Below are 16,272 nucleotides of genomic sequence, written 5' to 3'. Positions count from 1 at the left end.
TTATGATAAATCCTGCTTGATTTCATGACAAAATAAAATAAATATTAGGCTTAATGAGTATAAATACATCATACTTTGGTGTTCGAAAGGCACATCAAATACCGCTCCGACAGCGAATGATATAGGGATAAAGACGCCTGCAGACACAAACCCCATTTCTTTCGCAAAAAACATTGCCGGTAATATAAGTATACCCAGTAAGAAAATGAATCCTATACCACCGCGAATAACTAAAGTCTGTAAATACTGATTGTGTGCATGCGCAAGTTCTGGGTTTAGCAACGCTTGCGGCACAAGACCCTGCTTCACTTGCTCTTGCTTTAACGCATCAAAACCATCGGTACCCACGCCTATTAATGGCGAGTCGATAAACCCCAACCAAGCGCTTTTCCATGCAACAGCTCTGAGCCCAAGAGATGTACTGTAATTTCCATTTTCCATGTTTACAACATCAGAAAGTCCAGCATCTATTCTATTTTTAACGATATTACTGTTTAAACATAGCATTCCGAGTACCAAGAACAACCCTAGCGTGATTGAAATATATTTCAATGGTTTTCTTTTAATTTTTAATAATAAAAGACATGTGATCACAACTATGAATGCTAGCCAAGCACCACGACTTTGTGAAAGATATAGAGCACAGAGAGAGAATAGTGCCGAAATAATATAAAGCCATTTTTCAAGGCGATTTTCTGAGAAATAAGCCGAAAACCAAAAATTGAGAATTGCCAATGTCAGGGCTGCTTGAGAAAAAATTATCGCATTTGTAAAACCCTCTACCCTAGCTACTCCATGAGTATACTGCCATATACTAATAATCCCCAAGCCCAATCCACCAAAAAAAATCCCATAAGAACCAGCTTTGAGCAAAGCAATGTGCCGTGGCATTAAAAATGAGAAACATACAATATATATTATACTCCGCATAATGCCATATTGGTCACCGTGAAGCTGTCTATTTACGAAAAGATAAATAGCATAAGATAATAAAATCCATATTATATAACGATTTCTAAGCCCCACCGGATAACGATGGATGTAAAAAGAAACCGTGCCAATTATGGATGCCACGACAATCAGGTTAGATAGATATGTTTTTCCATCAATAAAGAAAAACATTCCACTGAATGCAAAAATCAAGGTGGATGAAAAGATCAGAAGAGCAAATCGCTCCATGCTTATAACATTTTTTGATATCACTTTGATGTCCTGAAAACATAATTCCCGCGAATTTTGCGCCACAGCCCGAACACGTCAGTGCGGGGGAAGATAGCGATCCGGCGGATCTGGTAGGGGTCTTGGTGCATCGCTTTGGGGCCACTGTTGGTGGCAACGGCAAAACGATACCCTGCGGCTATAGCCTGCTCTTTAGCACTCTCGTTGATATCTCCGTAAGGATAGGCAAACGAGAGCAGCTGCTGGCCAAGCAAGGCCTCCAGCTGGCGTTTGTTCTCCTGAATTTCATGGGCTTGTTGCTCTGGCGGGAGTTTGCTCAGGCGAGGATGGGTCAGGGTGTGACCCCCAATCTCCACATGGCCACTCGCCGCCAATGCCTTGATCTGCTCGCCATTCATCAGGGGAACAGATGTATCGGGATTGGTCGGATGCTCCACATCCCAACGGTTATAGCCTTCACCAGTCACCACGTACACTACTGCTTTGTAACCATATTTTTCCAGCAGGGGCTGCATGCGGGTCAGATTGTCCTGATAACCGTCATCGGCGGTGATCATCAGGTACTTCTTGCCGTATTGCAGACGGTGGATAAAGCCTTTGTCCGCCAGATCGCGGAAAGTCAGGGTCTCGTAGCCAAGCCACTTCATCAGGCGCAGGTGCTTCTCGAACATGGCGATCGGCATCCAGGTACCGTGTACCCCTTTCTCGCTCTCGTGTTCGATAAAACGGTGGTACATGATGACCGGCATCTCGCGGCGCAGGGTTTCAACCACAGCATCCTGATAGATGGTTTCGAGGCCGGATACTACCCCCTGCAAGCAGTACTCGTCCTGAATCCGCTGGCGAATGGCTTCCGGCACCGTCTTGCTGGCCAGAGCGGATTTGATCTCGCCCTTCAGCGCAGAAAAATCGATAGCCAGATCCTTGGGACCGATATCGCCGAAGTTGCTCGCCAGCGCATCATCCAGATTCAGTTCGGTCACCAGACCGATGGCCTTGGCTTCGCCGATAGCGTAGGCGGGCCGGCCGCAGAGCAGCGCTTCCATGGCTACCCGACCGGCACCAATGACCAAGTCGCAACCCGCCAGCAGAGCAGGCACATCATCGACATAACCGATAAACTCGGCACGATCCTGAAAACGGGCAAAACGCTCGGGCACGCGGGTACCGCTCACAATCCGTACCTTGCAGGCATCCAGATCGAGTACTTCGTCGAGCAGGCGGTAGCAAAGCTCCCCTTTGGGGCCACTCAAACGGCCAATGATGGCGATCACCGGCTTGTCATTATCCGGCACCGGCACGGGCTGGAACTTGTCGGTCTCGATACCGTTGCGCAGCACCTGCACAATGGCGGGATCCACGCCAAGGTTGTCGATGATCTGCCGGGCGATATCCTCGCAAACAGCTACAGCCCTGAATCCAAGGGCATGGAAGGCTTTGCGGGATGCGTGTACCGGCTGGCGGCCATGTACCGTTGTGATCATCGGGGTGCCCGTCAGCTTGCAGGCAACATAGCTGCTCCAGCCGGAGGCGCGAGAGTGAGCATGTACCAACTGGATATGGTGCTTCTTGATGAGATAGATAAGGTAAAAGACGTGCCAGAAACGGCGCAGGATACTGCGCTTGTTGAATCGAAGCTTGAAGACGGGACCAAGGGTTGGCTTGGTCAGCGTATCCGACACATAAAAGACGTTGTGACCACGCCGGGTCAGTTCGTTGCCGACCGTGGTGGCATAAACCTCGGCGCCCGTCACTTCGAGCTGGGAGAGTGCCATCAATATATTCATGTCGCGCGCCCTCCATTAAAAAGACTTGAATGAATTACACAACTGGAAGGATGCTTGCTTTCCCCATCTAATAGTTGCTCGATCTGCCTCATACTCTCCCGGAGATTGAAAATCTTGGATCGCTCCTTCGACAAGGAACTATATGTTGATAGCATTTTTTTATTTTCAATCATTTGACGTACTGCCAGTGCAAGCGCATTTGCATCCCCGACAGGAACGAGAACACCATATTTTCCGCCATCGAGAGCTTCATTAGGTCCAGTACAATTTGTTGATACAATGGCCTTCCCCAATGCCATCGCTTCTACGAGTACAACCGGGTAACCCTCATAATGTGAGGACATAACGAACAGATCGCTATCAGCAAGATATGGATATGGATTTTCCTTGAAACCAAGTAATTTCGTACTATCACCAATATCATTAATATTGATAAATGACTCTAACCCAGCTCTATCATCACCTTCCCCCAAAATAGTAAGGTGATATTTAGCCCCTGCATCAACATTTATCTTATGAGCAGCTAGTAAGATGTCGAATCCTTTTTGGGCATTGCATAGCCGTCCAATAGCTATAACTTTTATTTGCCCTTCACTCGTAATAGTTTCATGACTTTTCCGCATTATGCCTTCGATATCAACAGGGTTATAAACCACTTGAGTATATGGTTTCACTTCAGGATACAATTTCAATAATGCATGCTGTGCACCTTTAGAGACACAGACAATGTCATCCATTTCTATATAAACGGTACGTTCAACTTTTCTGGAAAGAATTTGATGGCACAGTAAATCTATATGGACCCAGGCGATTTTTCGAACAACAGAATTCAGGTGAGATAGCAACAGAGAGCTATTCCCTTCCAAAAAAGCGATACCAACATCATATCGTTCATTAAATATGACATTTGCTAACCACTTGTTATTTACAACGAAATTCCACCAACGTTTTTTAATAGAGAAAAAAATTCTACGCTGAAACCATCCCGATGGTTCGGTCGGCAACATAAATTCTACTGTTACATCTTTCGGAACTTGAGATAAATATACACCCTCACGCCTTAATAACAGCAGCGTAATAGCGTATTTACTAAAATCCAAACGCTTAAGCGTTTCAATAAGGACCTTTTCGGCGCCTCCTCCGCCCAATGTTTCCATAATAAATAATACTTTTTTCTTCATGCTAACCACATAGAAAATAACGAAAAAGCCGCCTCATTGGCGGCCACTCCGCAAAAGCGAATAATCAGACCCGGTTGAGCCACGCCATGTAATCTGCAACCCCTTCGGCCACAGTCTTGAACTCGGCGTCATAACCTGCGTTGCGCAGCTTGGTCATGTCGGCCTGGGTAAAGCTCTGGTAGCGACCCTTGAGGTGATCTGGGAAAGGGATGTATTCGATAGAACCCTTCTGATGATGCTTGATCACCGCTTCGGCCACGTTCTGGAACGGCTCGGCGCGGCCGGTACCACAGTTGAAGATGCCAGAGTGCTGCGGGTTCTGCCAGAACCACAGGTTTACCTTGCAGACGTCGTCGATATAGATGAAGTCACGCATCTGGCCACCGTTGGGGAAACCGTCGCAACCTTCGAACAGCTTGGGATTCTCGCCCTTCTTCACCTGGGTATTGAGGTGGAAGGCAACAGAGGCCATGGAGCCTTTATGCTGCTCGCGCGGGCCGTAGACGTTGAAGTACTTGAGGCCGACGACCTGAGAGTTGATCTCCGGCATCCAGCGGCGCACGTACTGGTCGAACAGCTGCTTGGAGTAGCCATAGACGTTGAGCGGCTGCTCGAACTTGGGATCTTCGATGAAGTTGTCGTTGCGACCGCCGTAAGTGGCGGCAGAAGAGGCGTAAATGAAGGGAATTTCACGCTCGATGCAGTAGTGGAACAGGTCCTTGGAGTACTCGTAGTTGACCTCCATGATGAACTTGCCGTTCCACTCGGTCGTCGCCGAGCAGGCACCTTCGTGGAAGATAACCTCAATGCCGTCCCACTCTTCGAATTCGTCGCCGGAAACGATACGCGCCTGGAACTCGTCTTTGTCCATGTAGTCAGCGATGGTCAGATCGACCAGGTTGACGAACTTGGTGCCGTCGGTCAGGTCATCAATGACCACGATATCGGTCCGTCCTTGAGCGTTCAGCTGCTTGACCAGATTGCTGCCGATAAAGCCAGCACCGCCAGTTACTACGATCATGGAGTTTGCCTCTCGTACGTTGATGGCTACATGTGACTGCTTGTTAAAGCTGTGTATAGTGAGCCAATTTGAAATTGCCGAAAAGTTTATCACGGGCAGTCTGGGGATTCGACCTTGTTCCATTTGCCCCGGACGGAACCCGTTGGAGGAATGAGTGATGAAGACCAGAGACAGGATCATTCACAGCGCCACCGAGCTGTTTAACGATCAGGGTGAGCGCAACATCACCACCAACCATATTGCGGCGCACATGGGCATCAGTCCGGGCAACCTCTATTACCACTTCCGTAATAAAGAGGACATCATCCACTCCATCTTTGATCAATATGCCCGCCACCTGAGCGAAAGCTTCATCCCGACCCGCAACCGTGAAATCACCCTGCAGGATTTGATGGGTTATCTGGATGCCATCTTCTATCTGATGTGGCAGTTCCGCTTCTTCTACGCCAACCTACCGGACATCCTGAGCCGGGACGAGCCGCTGCAACAGAAATACCTCAAGGCGCAGGAACAGATGAGATCCTCGGTCGTGACCCTGCTCAAGAGCCTGCGCGAAGGGGGTATCATAGATGTGACTGACGCGGATCTGCCGGATCTCGGCCAAACCATCAAGATGGTGGTCACCTGCTGGATCCCATTCCAGATTGCCCAGGCCCCCAATACCCGCATCACCAAGCCACTGCTCTATCAGGGAGTACTAAAGGTGCTGTTTCTGCTTCGCCCCTACGTACAGCCGCAAGTCGCCGAACAGATCCGGCAGCTGGAGCAACACTACCGCCAACTGGCCCAACCAGCCGGGTGAGATCTGTTTCACAATTGTTTAATTGCAGAACAATAATTTGAATTAACCGCAACAAACTGAAGTAAAATGTGGCCCTCTGTTGATACTCAGCTGAAATAGCCAATAAGGATCGAGGATGTCTAACGGATTCTATCGTCACCTGACCGAGCAACTGCATCAGGTGCAAGCTGAAGGGTTGTACAAGCAGGAACGCATCATCACCTCCGCCCAGCAGGCAAGTATCGCCGTGGGTGGGGAGCAGGTACTGAACTTCTGTGCCAACAACTATCTGGGATTGGCCAACCACCCGGATCTGATCGCCGCTGCCCATCAGGGCCTCGACAGCCACGGCTTCGGTATGGCCTCGGTTCGCTTCATTTGTGGCACCCAGGATCAGCACAAGGAGCTGGAGCAGAAGATGTCTGCCTTCCTGGGCACTGAAGACACCATCCTCTACTCCTCCTGCTTCGATGCCAACGGCGGTCTGTTCGAGACCCTGTTCGGCGCCGAAGATGCCATTATCTCCGATGCACTCAACCACGCCTCCATCATTGATGGCGTACGGCTGTGCAAGGCCAAGCGCTATCGCTACGCCAACAACGACATGGCCGAGCTGGAAGCCCAGCTGAAACAGGCTGACGCCGATGGTGCCCGCTTCAAGCTGATCGCCACCGATGGCGTATTCTCCATGGATGGCGTTATCGCCGACCTCAAATCTATCTGCGATCTGGCCGACAAATACGATGCGCTGGTAATGGTGGATGACTCCCACGCCGTCGGCTTCATCGGTGAAAACGGTCGTGGCACCCACGAATATTGTGGCGTGATGGATCGGGTCGATATCATCACAGGCACTCTGGGCAAGGCGCTCGGTGGCGCCTCCGGCGGTTATACCTCCGGCAAGAAAGAGGTGATCGACTGGCTGCGCCAGCGCTCCCGCCCCTACCTCTTCTCCAACTCGCTGGCCCCCTCCATCGTTGCAGCCACCATCAAGGTGATCGACATGCTGGCCGAAGGTCACGACCTGCGCGCCCGCCTGCAGGAGAACAGCCGCTATTTCCGCGAGCGCATGAGTGCTGCCGGCTTTACCTTGGCTGGGGCCGATCACGCCATCATTCCGGTGATGCTGGGCGATGCCAAGCTGGCAGCCGAGATGGCCAGCCGCATGCTGGCGGCCGGTATCTACGTGGTAGGTTTCTCCTTCCCGGTAGTGCCGAAAGGTCAGGCGCGCATTCGTACCCAGATGTCCGCAGCTCACACCCGCGAGCAGCTGGACAAGGCGATCGACGCCTTCATCCGCATTGGTCGCGAACTCGCCATCATCTGATTTGCATCGAGGGGCCCTGTGCCCCTCCCTTCTTTCTGCATTCATAGCAAAGGATCCGCCATGAAAGCCCTGTCCAAACTCAAGCCCGAGATCGGCATCTGGATGACCGACGTTCCCACACCGGAGCTGGGCCACAACGACCTGCTGATCAAAATTCGCAAAACCGCCATCTGCGGCACCGACATCCATATCTACAACTGGGATGAGTGGTCACAGAAGACCATTCCGGTCCCCATGGTGGTAGGCCACGAATATGTCGGCGAAGTCGTCGCTATCGGCCAGGAAGTACGCGGCTTCGCTATCGGCGATCGCGTCTCCGGTGAAGGCCACATCACCTGTGGCCACTGCCGCAACTGCCGCGCCGGTCGCACCCACCTCTGTCGCAACACCACGGGGGTGGGCGTCAACCGACCGGGAGCCTTCGCCGAATATCTGGTGATCCCTGCCTTTAATGCCTTCAAGCTGCCGGACAACATCCCGGACGAGCTGGCCGCCATTTTCGACCCGTTTGGCAATGCGGTGCATACCGCCCTCTCCTTCGATCTGGTGGGTGAAGATGTACTCATCACCGGTGCCGGCCCCATCGGCATCATGGCTGCCGCCGTCTGCCGTCACGTTGGTGCCCGCCACGTGGTGATCACCGACGTCAACGAATACCGGCTGGAACTGGCACGCAAGATGGGCGCCACCCGTACCGTCAACATCGGCAAGGAGAAGCTCGCCGACGTGATGAGCGAGCTGGGAATGACGGAAGGATTTGACGTGGGGCTGGAGATGTCCGGCGTACCGAGCGCCTTCCAGGAGATGCTCGACAAGATGAACCATGGCGGCAAGATTGCCATGCTCGGCATCCCCCCCTCCACCATGGCTATCGACTGGAACAAGGTGATCTTCAAGGGGCTGTTTATCAAGGGGATCTATGGCCGCGAGATGTTCGAAACCTGGTACAAGATGGCCAGCCTGATCCAGTCAGGACTGGATCTCTCCCCCATCATCACCCATCGCTTCCACATCGACGAGTTCCAGCAAGGCTTTGATGCCATGCGCTCCGGCCACTCCGGCAAGGTGATCCTGAGCTGGGATAACTAACCTGTGGCCCTTAACTTGTTAAAACCCGGCATCCGCCGGGTTTCTTTTTCAGAAGCGCATCGTCAGACAGCGTGATACGGGCCAAAAGTTTGCTTGCAGAGTGTTTAACACTTCACACACAAGCGTTTAAATGGCTGTAACTATTCGGTTATAATCCGTCCGGTTCACAGGGATAATAAGAGAGTGCTGGGAGTATATGAGCGTGCTGAAAAAACTGAGCTATCTGCTGGCTGTCGGTATGACCGCTGTCAGCCTGTCCGGAGCAGCATTTGCTGCTGACGATATGTCACCGGATGCCATTGCCGAGCGGATCAAACCGGTCGGTCAGGTCTATACCGCCAAGGATCTGGAAGGTATTGCCGGTGCGGGCGCAGCGCCTGCGGCAGCCGCTTCTTCCGGCCCGCGCGATGGCGAGACCGTGTTCAAGGGCGCCTGCTTCGCTTGTCACGACACCGGTGCAGCCGGCGCGCCCAAACGTGGCGACAAAGCGGCTTGGGAGCCCCGTATCGCCCAGGGCATTGAAACGCTCAAGAAGCATGCCATCGGTGGCTTTACTGGCAAATCCGGCATGATGCCCCCGCGCGGCACCTGCGCAACTTGTAGTGACGAAGAGATTGAGAACGCCATCCACTACATGATCGACAAGCTCTAAGTATTTGAAAGGGCCGCATATGCGGCCCTTTCAATCTATCGCCTTCCAGCTACTCTTGTATGGTAGACATACTCGGGAGTTGCTCATCTCATGTCGTCCCAATCCATTGAATCCCACTATTCAACTCCTCTGCTGGCGTTGGTCTCGGCCATTATGGACTTTCCCGCGCCGCACACAGCAACGACCGATAACTACGACGCCCTGATCCAGCAGATTGACCAACTCTGCCCTCTGCAACACTTTGGCATGCTTGGCCTCTCCGATACCGGGTTGAACTGGGTCTATGCCCACAAGATCAGTGACTCGTTCAAACAGCAGCTGGGACGGGAGCAGTCCCGGATAACCGATCAACTGACCCAGCTGGATGAGGCCGATGGCTGGTGCGTTTTTCCTATCGAACATGGCCAGGTACAGTGGCTGCTGGCACGCAGCACACCAACAGATCTCCCGACCCTGCGCCTGCTGCTCGAATGTCTGGCCAAACGGCTGACCGAAACCCAGGCAGGCTCCCATCTGGCAGAGCCCCCCTCTCCGCTGATCCGCAAAGACCCCAACTGGCAGAAGAAAATCGAGAGCATCAGCCGCATCATGCGACTAGCCAATACCCTTCCCGGTCAGGCCCTTTTCTCCCAGCTGGAAGCTGTGCTGCGCCAGATGCTGGCTATCGAGGACATGCTGCTGGTTCGGCTCAATACTCACAAGCTGGAAAAGGTCTACCCGGCTACCCCTCATCAGAGCGATGAGTTCATCAGCGGTCTGTGTCATAGCACCAGCAATATCGAGGTCAGCAAAGAGTCGCTGTTCTGGCACAGCATGCCGCTGCGCCTGCAACAACAGTATTTCGCCCATTTCATCATCAGCACGTCCACCCCATTGGAGGCAGATGACAAACTCTTCCTCGACTTTTTGCGTGGCCAGCTGACGCTGCTGCTTGAGCTGAAGCGGATCCGCCAGCAGCTCAACGACATCAATACTGAAGACTCCATCAACCAGCGCCTCCAGCAGCTGCGCCAGACCAACCTCAGATTGCAAAAGCAGCTCAAACAGCATCAGGAGCTGGAACGCAGGCTACAATTTGACGCCTTGCATGATCCGCTAACCCAGCTGCCCAATCGGGCTTTGCTGATGAATCACCTCAACCACGCCATGACCCACTACAACCGCTACAAATCGCCTGGGTTTGCCGTGATTTTTATCGATGTGGATCACTTCAAGCAGATCAACGATACCCTGGGCCACAGCGCCGGGGATCAGTTGCTCAAGGAGATAAGCCGCCGCCTGCAAACCTGCATCAGGCAAAATGACTTGGTGGCAAGGCTGGGAGGGGACGAGTTCGTCATCTATCTGGACAGCAGCAAGAATGATGACGACATCAGCCCGGTTTTGAACCGGATCATCAGCCGGCTCTCCTACCCTTTCAGGCTGCTTGGCAACGAGCTGAGTATCACCGTCAGCCTGGGCGTCTCCATCGCATCCGAACAAACAACGGACATCAGCCAGTTGCTTCATCAGGCCGATCTCGCCATGTATCAGGCCAAGCGCAATGGCCGCAGCCGCATCGTCAGCTACTCGGAGGATTGCATCAACCAGAACTGGAACTCGCCGGAAGAGATGCTGGCCAGAGCACTGCGCGAAGGGCGTATCGTCCCCTACTTCCAGCCAGTGATCCGGCTGCAGGACAGCCGGCTGACCGGCCTTGAGGTGATGGCTCGCTGGTTGACGGAAGAAGGTGTGCTGAAAGATGCCTTTGATTTCATCCCGCTGGCGGAACAGTGCGGCCTTATTCTCGAGCTGGATTACCAGATCCTGCGCCACACCTGCCAGCAGCTGAAAAACTGGTTGCCACTGTCGGGACAGAGCAAGTTCAAGGTAGCGATAAATCTCTCCGGCAAGCATCTGGTCAACCACGACCATATCATGCGGCTGATAACCATTCTGGAAGAGGAGGGGGTCTCCCCCAGCTACCTGATATTTGAATTTAACGAGCGAGAGCTGTCACGGCAGGATTCCGATGCGCTGGCCTCGCTGCACGAGCTGCGCGCCAAGGGCATCCAGATCAGCCTCGACGATTTTGGGACCGGCTTCTCCTCCCTCAACGCCCTGTTCCACTTCCCGGTGGACTACATCAAGGTGGATGACAGCTTTACCCAGCGCATGTTGCAGTCCCCCAAAGACCTCGCGCTAATCCGCGCCATGCGCGACATCTGCCAGGATCTGGATTACACCCTGGTAGTGGAAGGCATAGAGAACCAGCAGCAATTGCAGAAACTGATCGATATTGGCTGCCGGATGGGACAGGGTCGTTATATCTCACCGCCCATGCCAGGCACCGACATAGTCCCGCTGCTTACCCCGGCCAGCCTTTAGGGTTAATCCTTCTTGAACATGGCACGCAGATTGGCCACCGCCATCTGCCCCTTCTGCTGGCGCTCCTCGGCCGTCACCTTTTTCTGGTTTTCCCATTCAAGGTCATCCTGCGGCAGCTCCAGCAGGAAGCGGCTCGGTTCCGGACGGACAGACTCGCCGTACTGACGACGCTCCTTGCAAAGAGTAAAGGTCAGCTCGGTCTGGGCCCGGGTAATGCCCACATAGGCGAGACGCCGCTCCTCCTCCACATTGTCCTCATCAATGCTGGTCTGGTGGGGTAGCAAGCCCTCTTCCATCCCAACCATGTAGACATAGGGAAACTCCAACCCCTTGGAGGCATGCAGCGTCATCAACTGCACCTGATCGGCGTCATCCTCCCCCTCGTTGCGCTCCATCATGTCACGCAGGGTGAGGCGAGTAACCACCTGTGCCAGCGTCATCGACTCCTCCAGCTCATCCCCCTCCAGCATCTCGGTGATCCAGCGATAGAGGGTAGAGACGTTCTGCATCCGCATCTCGGCTGCTTTTGGACTGGGCGAGGTCTCGTAGAGCCACTCTTCATAGTGGATCTCCTTGATCATGTCCCGCACCGCCTCCACCGGATTGCCGCGCAACGCCTCATCGCCAAGGCGTACCAGCCAGTTGGTAAATGCCTGTAGGGCCACGAGGCCCCGCCCGGAGAGGTGCTGCTCCAGCCCCAGCTCGAAGCTGGCGGCAAACAGACTTTTGCCGCGCTGGTTGGCGTATTGGCCCAGCTTCTCCAGCGTGGTGGGACCAATCTCGCGGCGCGGCAAGTTGACCACCCGCAGGAAGGCAGTGTCCTCATCCGGATTCACCAGCAACTTGAGGTAGGCCATGATGTCCTTGATCTCGGTACGGGAGAAAAACGAGGTGCCGCCGGAGATGCGATAGGGAATCCGGTTGGTCATCAGCGCCTTCTCGAAGATGCGCGACTGATGGTTGCCCCGATAGAGGATGGCGTAATCCTTGAACCGAGTGCGATTCATGAACTTGTGGCCCATCATTTCGGCGGCGATGCGCTCCGCCTCGTGCTCCTCGTTCTTGGCAAACAGCACCTTGACCGGCACCCCGTAATCGAGCTCGGAGAAGAGCGCCTTGTCGAACACATGGGGATTGTTGGCGATCAGGATGTTGGCGCACTTGAGGATGCGCCCCTTGGAGCGGTAGTTCTGCTCCAGTTTGATGAGCCGCAGGTTCGGAAAGTCTTCGTTCAGCAGCACCAGGTTCTGCGGCTTGGCGCCGCGCCAGGAGTAGATGGACTGGTCATCATCTCCCACAACGGTAAAACGGGCCCGCTCGCCGACGATCTGCTTCACCAGCTCGTACTGGCTGGTGTTGGTGTCCTGATACTCGTCGACCAGCAGGTAGCGGATCTTGTTCTGCCAGCGCTCGCGCACCTCCTGATTGCTCTTGAGCAGCAGGGTCGGCATCACGATGAGATCGTCAAAATCCAGCGCGTTATAGGCCACCATCTGGCGGTGATAACGCTCGTAGAGCTGGGCCATCAGCACCTCTTCCGGCCCGCGGGCAATGCGCATCGCGCGGGCTGGCAGAATCAGGTCGTTTTTCCAGTTGGAGATCTGGGTAATGAGGGCCGAGAGCTTGTCCTTGTCGTTGTCGAGCTCCGCCTCGGTCAGCTCTTTCAGCAGCGCCAGCTGATCTGTGTCGTCGAACAGGGAGAAGTTGGCCTTGAGATTCAGGCTCTTGTGCTCCCGTCGGATGATCTCGAGCCCCAGAGTATGGAAGGTGGAGACCATCAGCCCCCGCGCCTCCTTGCGCCCCAAAGTCTGGCCGACCCGCTCCTTCATCTCCCGCGCAGCCTTGTTGGTAAATGTAACTGCGGCGATGTTGCGCGCGTTGTAACCACACTGCTGCACCAGATAGGCAATCTTGTTGGTGATGACGCGGGTCTTGCCCGATCCGGCACCCGCCAGCACCAGGCAAGGGCCGGAAACATACTTGACCGCTTCGTTCTGATTGGGGTTGAGCTTCATGGGCCGGATCTCTTGGCTTATGATGAGGGGCGGCATTGTACCAGAAATCACCCGACGAGCCGTACCTGCTGCACGGCAGGCAACCGCCATTCCGGCTTATCGCGCCTTGTGTTCGGGCGCTATTTTCAGGATCATGGCCGACCTTTCGAGATGATGACTTTTTCCGGATGATGAGGGGAGCATGAATCAGCAACAGCACGACCAACTGCGCAGCCAGTTTCCGGCCTTGGCGCAGATGGTAAACGGCCACCCTCTGGTCTATCTGGACAACGCCGCCACTACCCAGAAACCGCACGCGGTACTGGATGCCATCGCTCACTACTATCGTGCCGACAACGCCAACGTACACCGTGCCGCCCACGCCCTGAGCGGCCGCGCGACCCGCGCCTTCGAAGCTGCCCGCGAGACGGTCGCCCGCTTTATCAATGCGCCCCGCAGCCAAGAGGTGGTCTGGACTCGCGGCACCACGGAGGCGATCAATCTGGTTGCCCAGAGCTGGGGGATGAGCGAGCTCAAGGCGGGGGAGGAAATCATCCTCAGCACGCTGGAGCACCACGCCAATATCGTCCCGTGGCAACTGGTCGCCCAACGCACCGGCGCGGTGATCCGGGTCATCCCGCTCGATGAGCGGGGCGATCTCGATCTGGCCGCCTATCACGCCATGCTGGGGCCACTGACCCGACTGGTAAGCGTGGCCCACGTCTCCAATGCCCTTGGCACCGTCAATCCAGTCAAAGAGATGGTGGCTGCGGCCAAGGCAGTCGGCGCTCTGACCCTGATCGATGGCGCTCAGGCGGTGGCTCATCTCGAGGTGGATGTGCATGCCATCGGTTGCGACTTCTACGCCTTCTCCGGCCACAAGCTCTATGGCCCGACCGGCATCGGCGTGTTGTGGGGCCGCACCGAACTACTGGAGCGGATGCCGCCCTGGCAAGCCGGTGGTGAGATGATCGATCGGGTCAGTTTCAGCGGCACCACCTTCAATACCCTGCCCTTCAAGTTCGAGGCGGGCACCCCCCATATCGCTGGTGCTATTGGCCTCGCCGCCGCCATCGACTTTATGATGGCGCAAGACCGGAGCTCATTAGCCAAGCATGAAGAGGCGCTGACCAGCTATCTGGTCGCAGGCCTGCAACAGGTGCCGGGGCTGCGTCTGATCGGCGAACCCGGCCAACGCGCCGGTGCGGTCTCTTTCCTGATAGACGACATCCACCCGCAAGATGCCGCCACCCTGCTCGATATGCAGGGGCTCGCCCTGCGAGTCGGCCATCACTGCGCCATGCCGCTGATGGAATCGCTCGGGATCGGCGGTACCCTGCGCGCCTCGCTGGCCTGCTACAACAATCGGGACGATGTCGACGCCCTGCTGGCCGCCCTGCACAAACTCAGTGACTTCTTCTAAGGCAGACAACCGAATGAGTGACCTCGCAAGCTATACCCAGATTGGCCTTGAGCCCAACGCCGACACCATCCGCCAGCAGTTTGCTGCCGCTCACGGCTGGGAGAACCAGTACCGGCTCATCATCCAGCTCGGCAAACAGCTGCCAGCGCTACCCGGCGAATGGCAGCAGGAGGAGTTTCGCCTCAAGGGGTGTGAAAGCCAGGCCTGGCTGAAGGGAGAACAAAGCGAGGATGGCTGCTGGCACTTTGCCTGTGATTCCGATGCCCGCATCGTGCGGGGCCTTATCGTCATCGTGCTGGCGGCACTCAACCACCAATCGTCTGCGGCGATCCAGGCTTTTGATATGGAAGGGTATTTCAGCGAACTTGGGCTTGAGAAACACTTGAGCCCGTCACGAGGTAACGGGCTCAGAGCGATCGTACTGGCGATCCGGGAACAAGCGGTCTAACCCGCCTTGTTCAGTGGTCGATTAGGCTTCGCCAATCGACCCTGCATCTTCATTCCCTGCCTTTTTCTCGGCTCGGGCGCCCCGTTCGGCAATCTTCTTCAAGACCCGGGACGCAGCGACCAGCCCAAAGGTTGCCGTCACCGGCGTCACAGCGCCAAAGCCGGAGGCGCAATCCATCTTCATAGTGCCATCGCTGGCTGCCTTGGCCTGACAAGTGCCGCCATTGCCATCCGGATAGCTCAGCTGCTCGGTTGAGAAGACACACTCCACCCCGAATTTGCGCACCGGATTCTTGCTGAAGTTGTGCAACCGGCGCAGGTCGGAGCGCACCTTGGCCGCCAACGGGTCTTGAATAGTCTTGGCCAAATCGGCCACAGTGATCTGGGTCGGATCCATCTGCCCGCCAGCACCACCCGCAACAATCACCGGGATCTTGTTGCGCTTGCAGAAGGCAATCAGCGCCACCTTGGCCTTGACCGAATCGATGGCATCCACCACATAGTCAAACTCCCGCTTGATATGTTCGGTCAGGTTATCGGCGGCGACGAAATCGTCCACCTCGATCACTTCACAATCCGGATTGATGGCGCGAATGCGCTCGGCCATCACCTCGGTCTTGAGGCGACCAACCGTACCCTGCATGGCGTGGATCTGGCGATTGGTGTTGGTGATGCAGACATCGTCCATATCGATCAGGGTGATCTGGTTGATGCCGGCACGAGCCAGCGCCTCGGCCGCCCAGGAGCCCACTCCGCCGATCCCCACCACACAGACCTTGGCCTGGCTAAAGGAACGCAGGGCATTCTGACCATAAAGACGGGCAATGCCCCCGAATCGCTGTAGATATTCTGCTTTCATACCACCACCTTGCTTGAGGGCGGCCATTATAACGGCAACCACCGCCAGCCGCGATGGCAGAACCGGAGAAAATCGGGAAGGAAAAACAGGGAAAACGGCAGAGAATAGAGGATAAAAGGTCAATTATCAGACTATTTGCTGAATTACAGGCAATAAAAAACCCCG

The 16,272-nt window shown here is 54.9% G+C and carries 13 protein-coding genes; 7 read left to right on the top strand and 6 right to left on the bottom strand.

The window, feature by feature from the left end; translation table 11 throughout:
* The 4 genes from AACR93_RS09320 to rfaD form a co-directional block, all read right to left on the bottom strand.
* Positions 1 to 1,179 carry an O-antigen ligase family protein gene (locus AACR93_RS09320; protein ID WP_043850585.1) on the bottom strand — a complete coding sequence of 393 codons (1,179 nt, stop codon included), beginning with the start codon at positions 1,177 to 1,179 and terminating at the stop codon, positions 1 to 3.
* A 20-nt stretch (positions 1,180 to 1,199) separates the two neighbouring features.
* Positions 1,200 to 2,966 carry a polysaccharide deacetylase family protein gene (locus tag AACR93_RS09315; protein WP_043850584.1) on the bottom strand — a complete coding sequence of 589 codons (1,767 nt, stop codon included), beginning with the start codon at positions 2,964 to 2,966 and terminating at the stop codon, positions 1,200 to 1,202.
* Complete coding sequence (locus tag AACR93_RS09310; protein WP_043850583.1) at positions 2,963 to 4,147, bottom strand: glycosyltransferase; 1,185 nt, start codon at positions 4,145 to 4,147, stop codon at positions 2,963 to 2,965. Before AACR93_RS09310 ends, AACR93_RS09315 begins: the two co-directional genes overlap by 4 nt.
* Before the next feature lie 64 nt (positions 4,148 to 4,211).
* The gene (gene rfaD, locus AACR93_RS09305) at positions 4,212 to 5,168 is read right to left on the bottom strand and encodes an ADP-glyceromanno-heptose 6-epimerase (protein WP_043850582.1); all 957 of its coding nucleotides are present in this window, start codon (positions 5,166 to 5,168) and stop codon (positions 4,212 to 4,214) included.
* A gap of 157 nt (positions 5,169 to 5,325) precedes the next feature.
* On the opposite strand from rfaD, the gene AACR93_RS09300 reads away from it, so the two are divergent.
* From AACR93_RS09300 to AACR93_RS09280, 5 genes are all read left to right on the top strand, one after another.
* Positions 5,326 to 5,970, top strand: coding sequence for a TetR/AcrR family transcriptional regulator (locus AACR93_RS09300; protein ID WP_043850581.1), 645 nt, complete (start codon positions 5,326 to 5,328; stop codon positions 5,968 to 5,970).
* Between the two features lie 115 nt (positions 5,971 to 6,085).
* On the top strand, positions 6,086 to 7,276 hold the full coding sequence (locus AACR93_RS09295; protein WP_042029591.1) for a glycine C-acetyltransferase: 1,191 nt from the start codon (positions 6,086 to 6,088) through the stop codon (positions 7,274 to 7,276).
* Positions 7,277 to 7,336: 60 nt separating this feature from the next.
* Positions 7,337 to 8,365, top strand: coding sequence for an L-threonine 3-dehydrogenase (gene tdh, locus AACR93_RS09290; RefSeq protein WP_043850580.1), 1,029 nt, complete (start codon positions 7,337 to 7,339; stop codon positions 8,363 to 8,365).
* Between the two features lie 196 nt (positions 8,366 to 8,561).
* A complete protein-coding gene (locus AACR93_RS09285; protein ID WP_041209812.1) occupies positions 8,562 to 9,017 on the top strand; it encodes a c-type cytochrome in 456 nt (151 codons plus the stop codon).
* Positions 9,018 to 9,107: 90 nt separating this feature from the next.
* Positions 9,108 to 11,384, top strand: a complete 2,277-nt coding sequence (locus AACR93_RS09280) for a putative bifunctional diguanylate cyclase/phosphodiesterase (RefSeq protein ID WP_043850579.1) — start codon at positions 9,108 to 9,110, stop codon at positions 11,382 to 11,384.
* Between the two features lie 2 nt (positions 11,385 to 11,386).
* Here AACR93_RS09280 and rep read toward each other — a convergent pair whose 3' ends face one another.
* Positions 11,387 to 13,399: a DNA helicase Rep gene (rep, locus tag AACR93_RS09275; protein ID WP_043850578.1), complete on the bottom strand. Its 2,013-nt coding sequence runs from the start codon at positions 13,397 to 13,399 to the stop codon at positions 11,387 to 11,389.
* 181 nt (positions 13,400 to 13,580) lie between these two features.
* Between rep and AACR93_RS09270 the strand changes: the two genes are divergently transcribed.
* Entirely contained in the window at positions 13,581 to 14,801 is a 1,221-nt protein-coding gene (locus AACR93_RS09270) for a SufS family cysteine desulfurase (RefSeq protein WP_043850577.1), read from the top strand.
* A 13-nt stretch (positions 14,802 to 14,814) separates the two neighbouring features.
* The gene (locus AACR93_RS09265; protein ID WP_021230702.1) at positions 14,815 to 15,249 is read left to right on the top strand and encodes a SufE family protein; all 435 of its coding nucleotides are present in this window, start codon (positions 14,815 to 14,817) and stop codon (positions 15,247 to 15,249) included.
* Positions 15,250 to 15,270: 21 nt separating this feature from the next.
* Here AACR93_RS09265 and tcdA read toward each other — a convergent pair whose 3' ends face one another.
* Positions 15,271 to 16,107, bottom strand: a complete 837-nt coding sequence (gene tcdA, locus AACR93_RS09260) for a tRNA cyclic N6-threonylcarbamoyladenosine(37) synthase TcdA (RefSeq protein ID WP_043850576.1) — start codon at positions 16,105 to 16,107, stop codon at positions 15,271 to 15,273.
* Between the last annotated feature and the right edge of the window lie 165 nt (positions 16,108 to 16,272).

This window comes from Aeromonas sp. L_1B5_3 (assembly GCF_963866575.1).
In the GTDB taxonomy this organism is placed as follows: domain Bacteria; phylum Pseudomonadota; class Gammaproteobacteria; order Enterobacterales; family Aeromonadaceae; genus Aeromonas; species Aeromonas jandaei.
The sequence above is the reverse complement of the archived record's forward strand: the minus strand, read 5'-3'. Positions and strand labels throughout refer to the sequence as shown.

Coding starts and splice junctions, on each gene's coding strand:
- AACR93_RS09320 (WP_043850585.1), bottom strand. CDS start 1,179: ATGGAGCGATTTGCTCTTCTGATCTTTTCATCCACCTTGATTTTTGCA.
- AACR93_RS09280 (WP_043850579.1), top strand. CDS start 9,108: ATGTCGTCCCAATCCATTGAATCCCACTATTCAACTCCTCTGCTGGCG.
- AACR93_RS09285 (WP_041209812.1), top strand. CDS start 8,562: ATGAGCGTGCTGAAAAAACTGAGCTATCTGCTGGCTGTCGGTATGACC.
- AACR93_RS09310 (WP_043850583.1), bottom strand. CDS start 4,147: ATGAAGAAAAAAGTATTATTTATTATGGAAACATTGGGCGGAGGAGGC.
- AACR93_RS09315 (WP_043850584.1), bottom strand. CDS start 2,966: ATGAATATATTGATGGCACTCTCCCAGCTCGAAGTGACGGGCGCCGAG.
- AACR93_RS09270 (WP_043850577.1), top strand. CDS start 13,581: ATGAATCAGCAACAGCACGACCAACTGCGCAGCCAGTTTCCGGCCTTG.
- rfaD (WP_043850582.1), bottom strand. CDS start 5,168: ATGATCGTAGTAACTGGCGGTGCTGGCTTTATCGGCAGCAATCTGGTC.
- tcdA (WP_043850576.1), bottom strand. CDS start 16,107: ATGAAAGCAGAATATCTACAGCGATTCGGGGGCATTGCCCGTCTTTAT.
- tdh (WP_043850580.1), top strand. CDS start 7,337: ATGAAAGCCCTGTCCAAACTCAAGCCCGAGATCGGCATCTGGATGACC.
- AACR93_RS09295 (WP_042029591.1), top strand. CDS start 6,086: ATGTCTAACGGATTCTATCGTCACCTGACCGAGCAACTGCATCAGGTG.
- AACR93_RS09300 (WP_043850581.1), top strand. CDS start 5,326: ATGAAGACCAGAGACAGGATCATTCACAGCGCCACCGAGCTGTTTAAC.
- rep (WP_043850578.1), bottom strand. CDS start 13,399: ATGAAGCTCAACCCCAATCAGAACGAAGCGGTCAAGTATGTTTCCGGC.
- AACR93_RS09265 (WP_021230702.1), top strand. CDS start 14,815: ATGAGTGACCTCGCAAGCTATACCCAGATTGGCCTTGAGCCCAACGCC.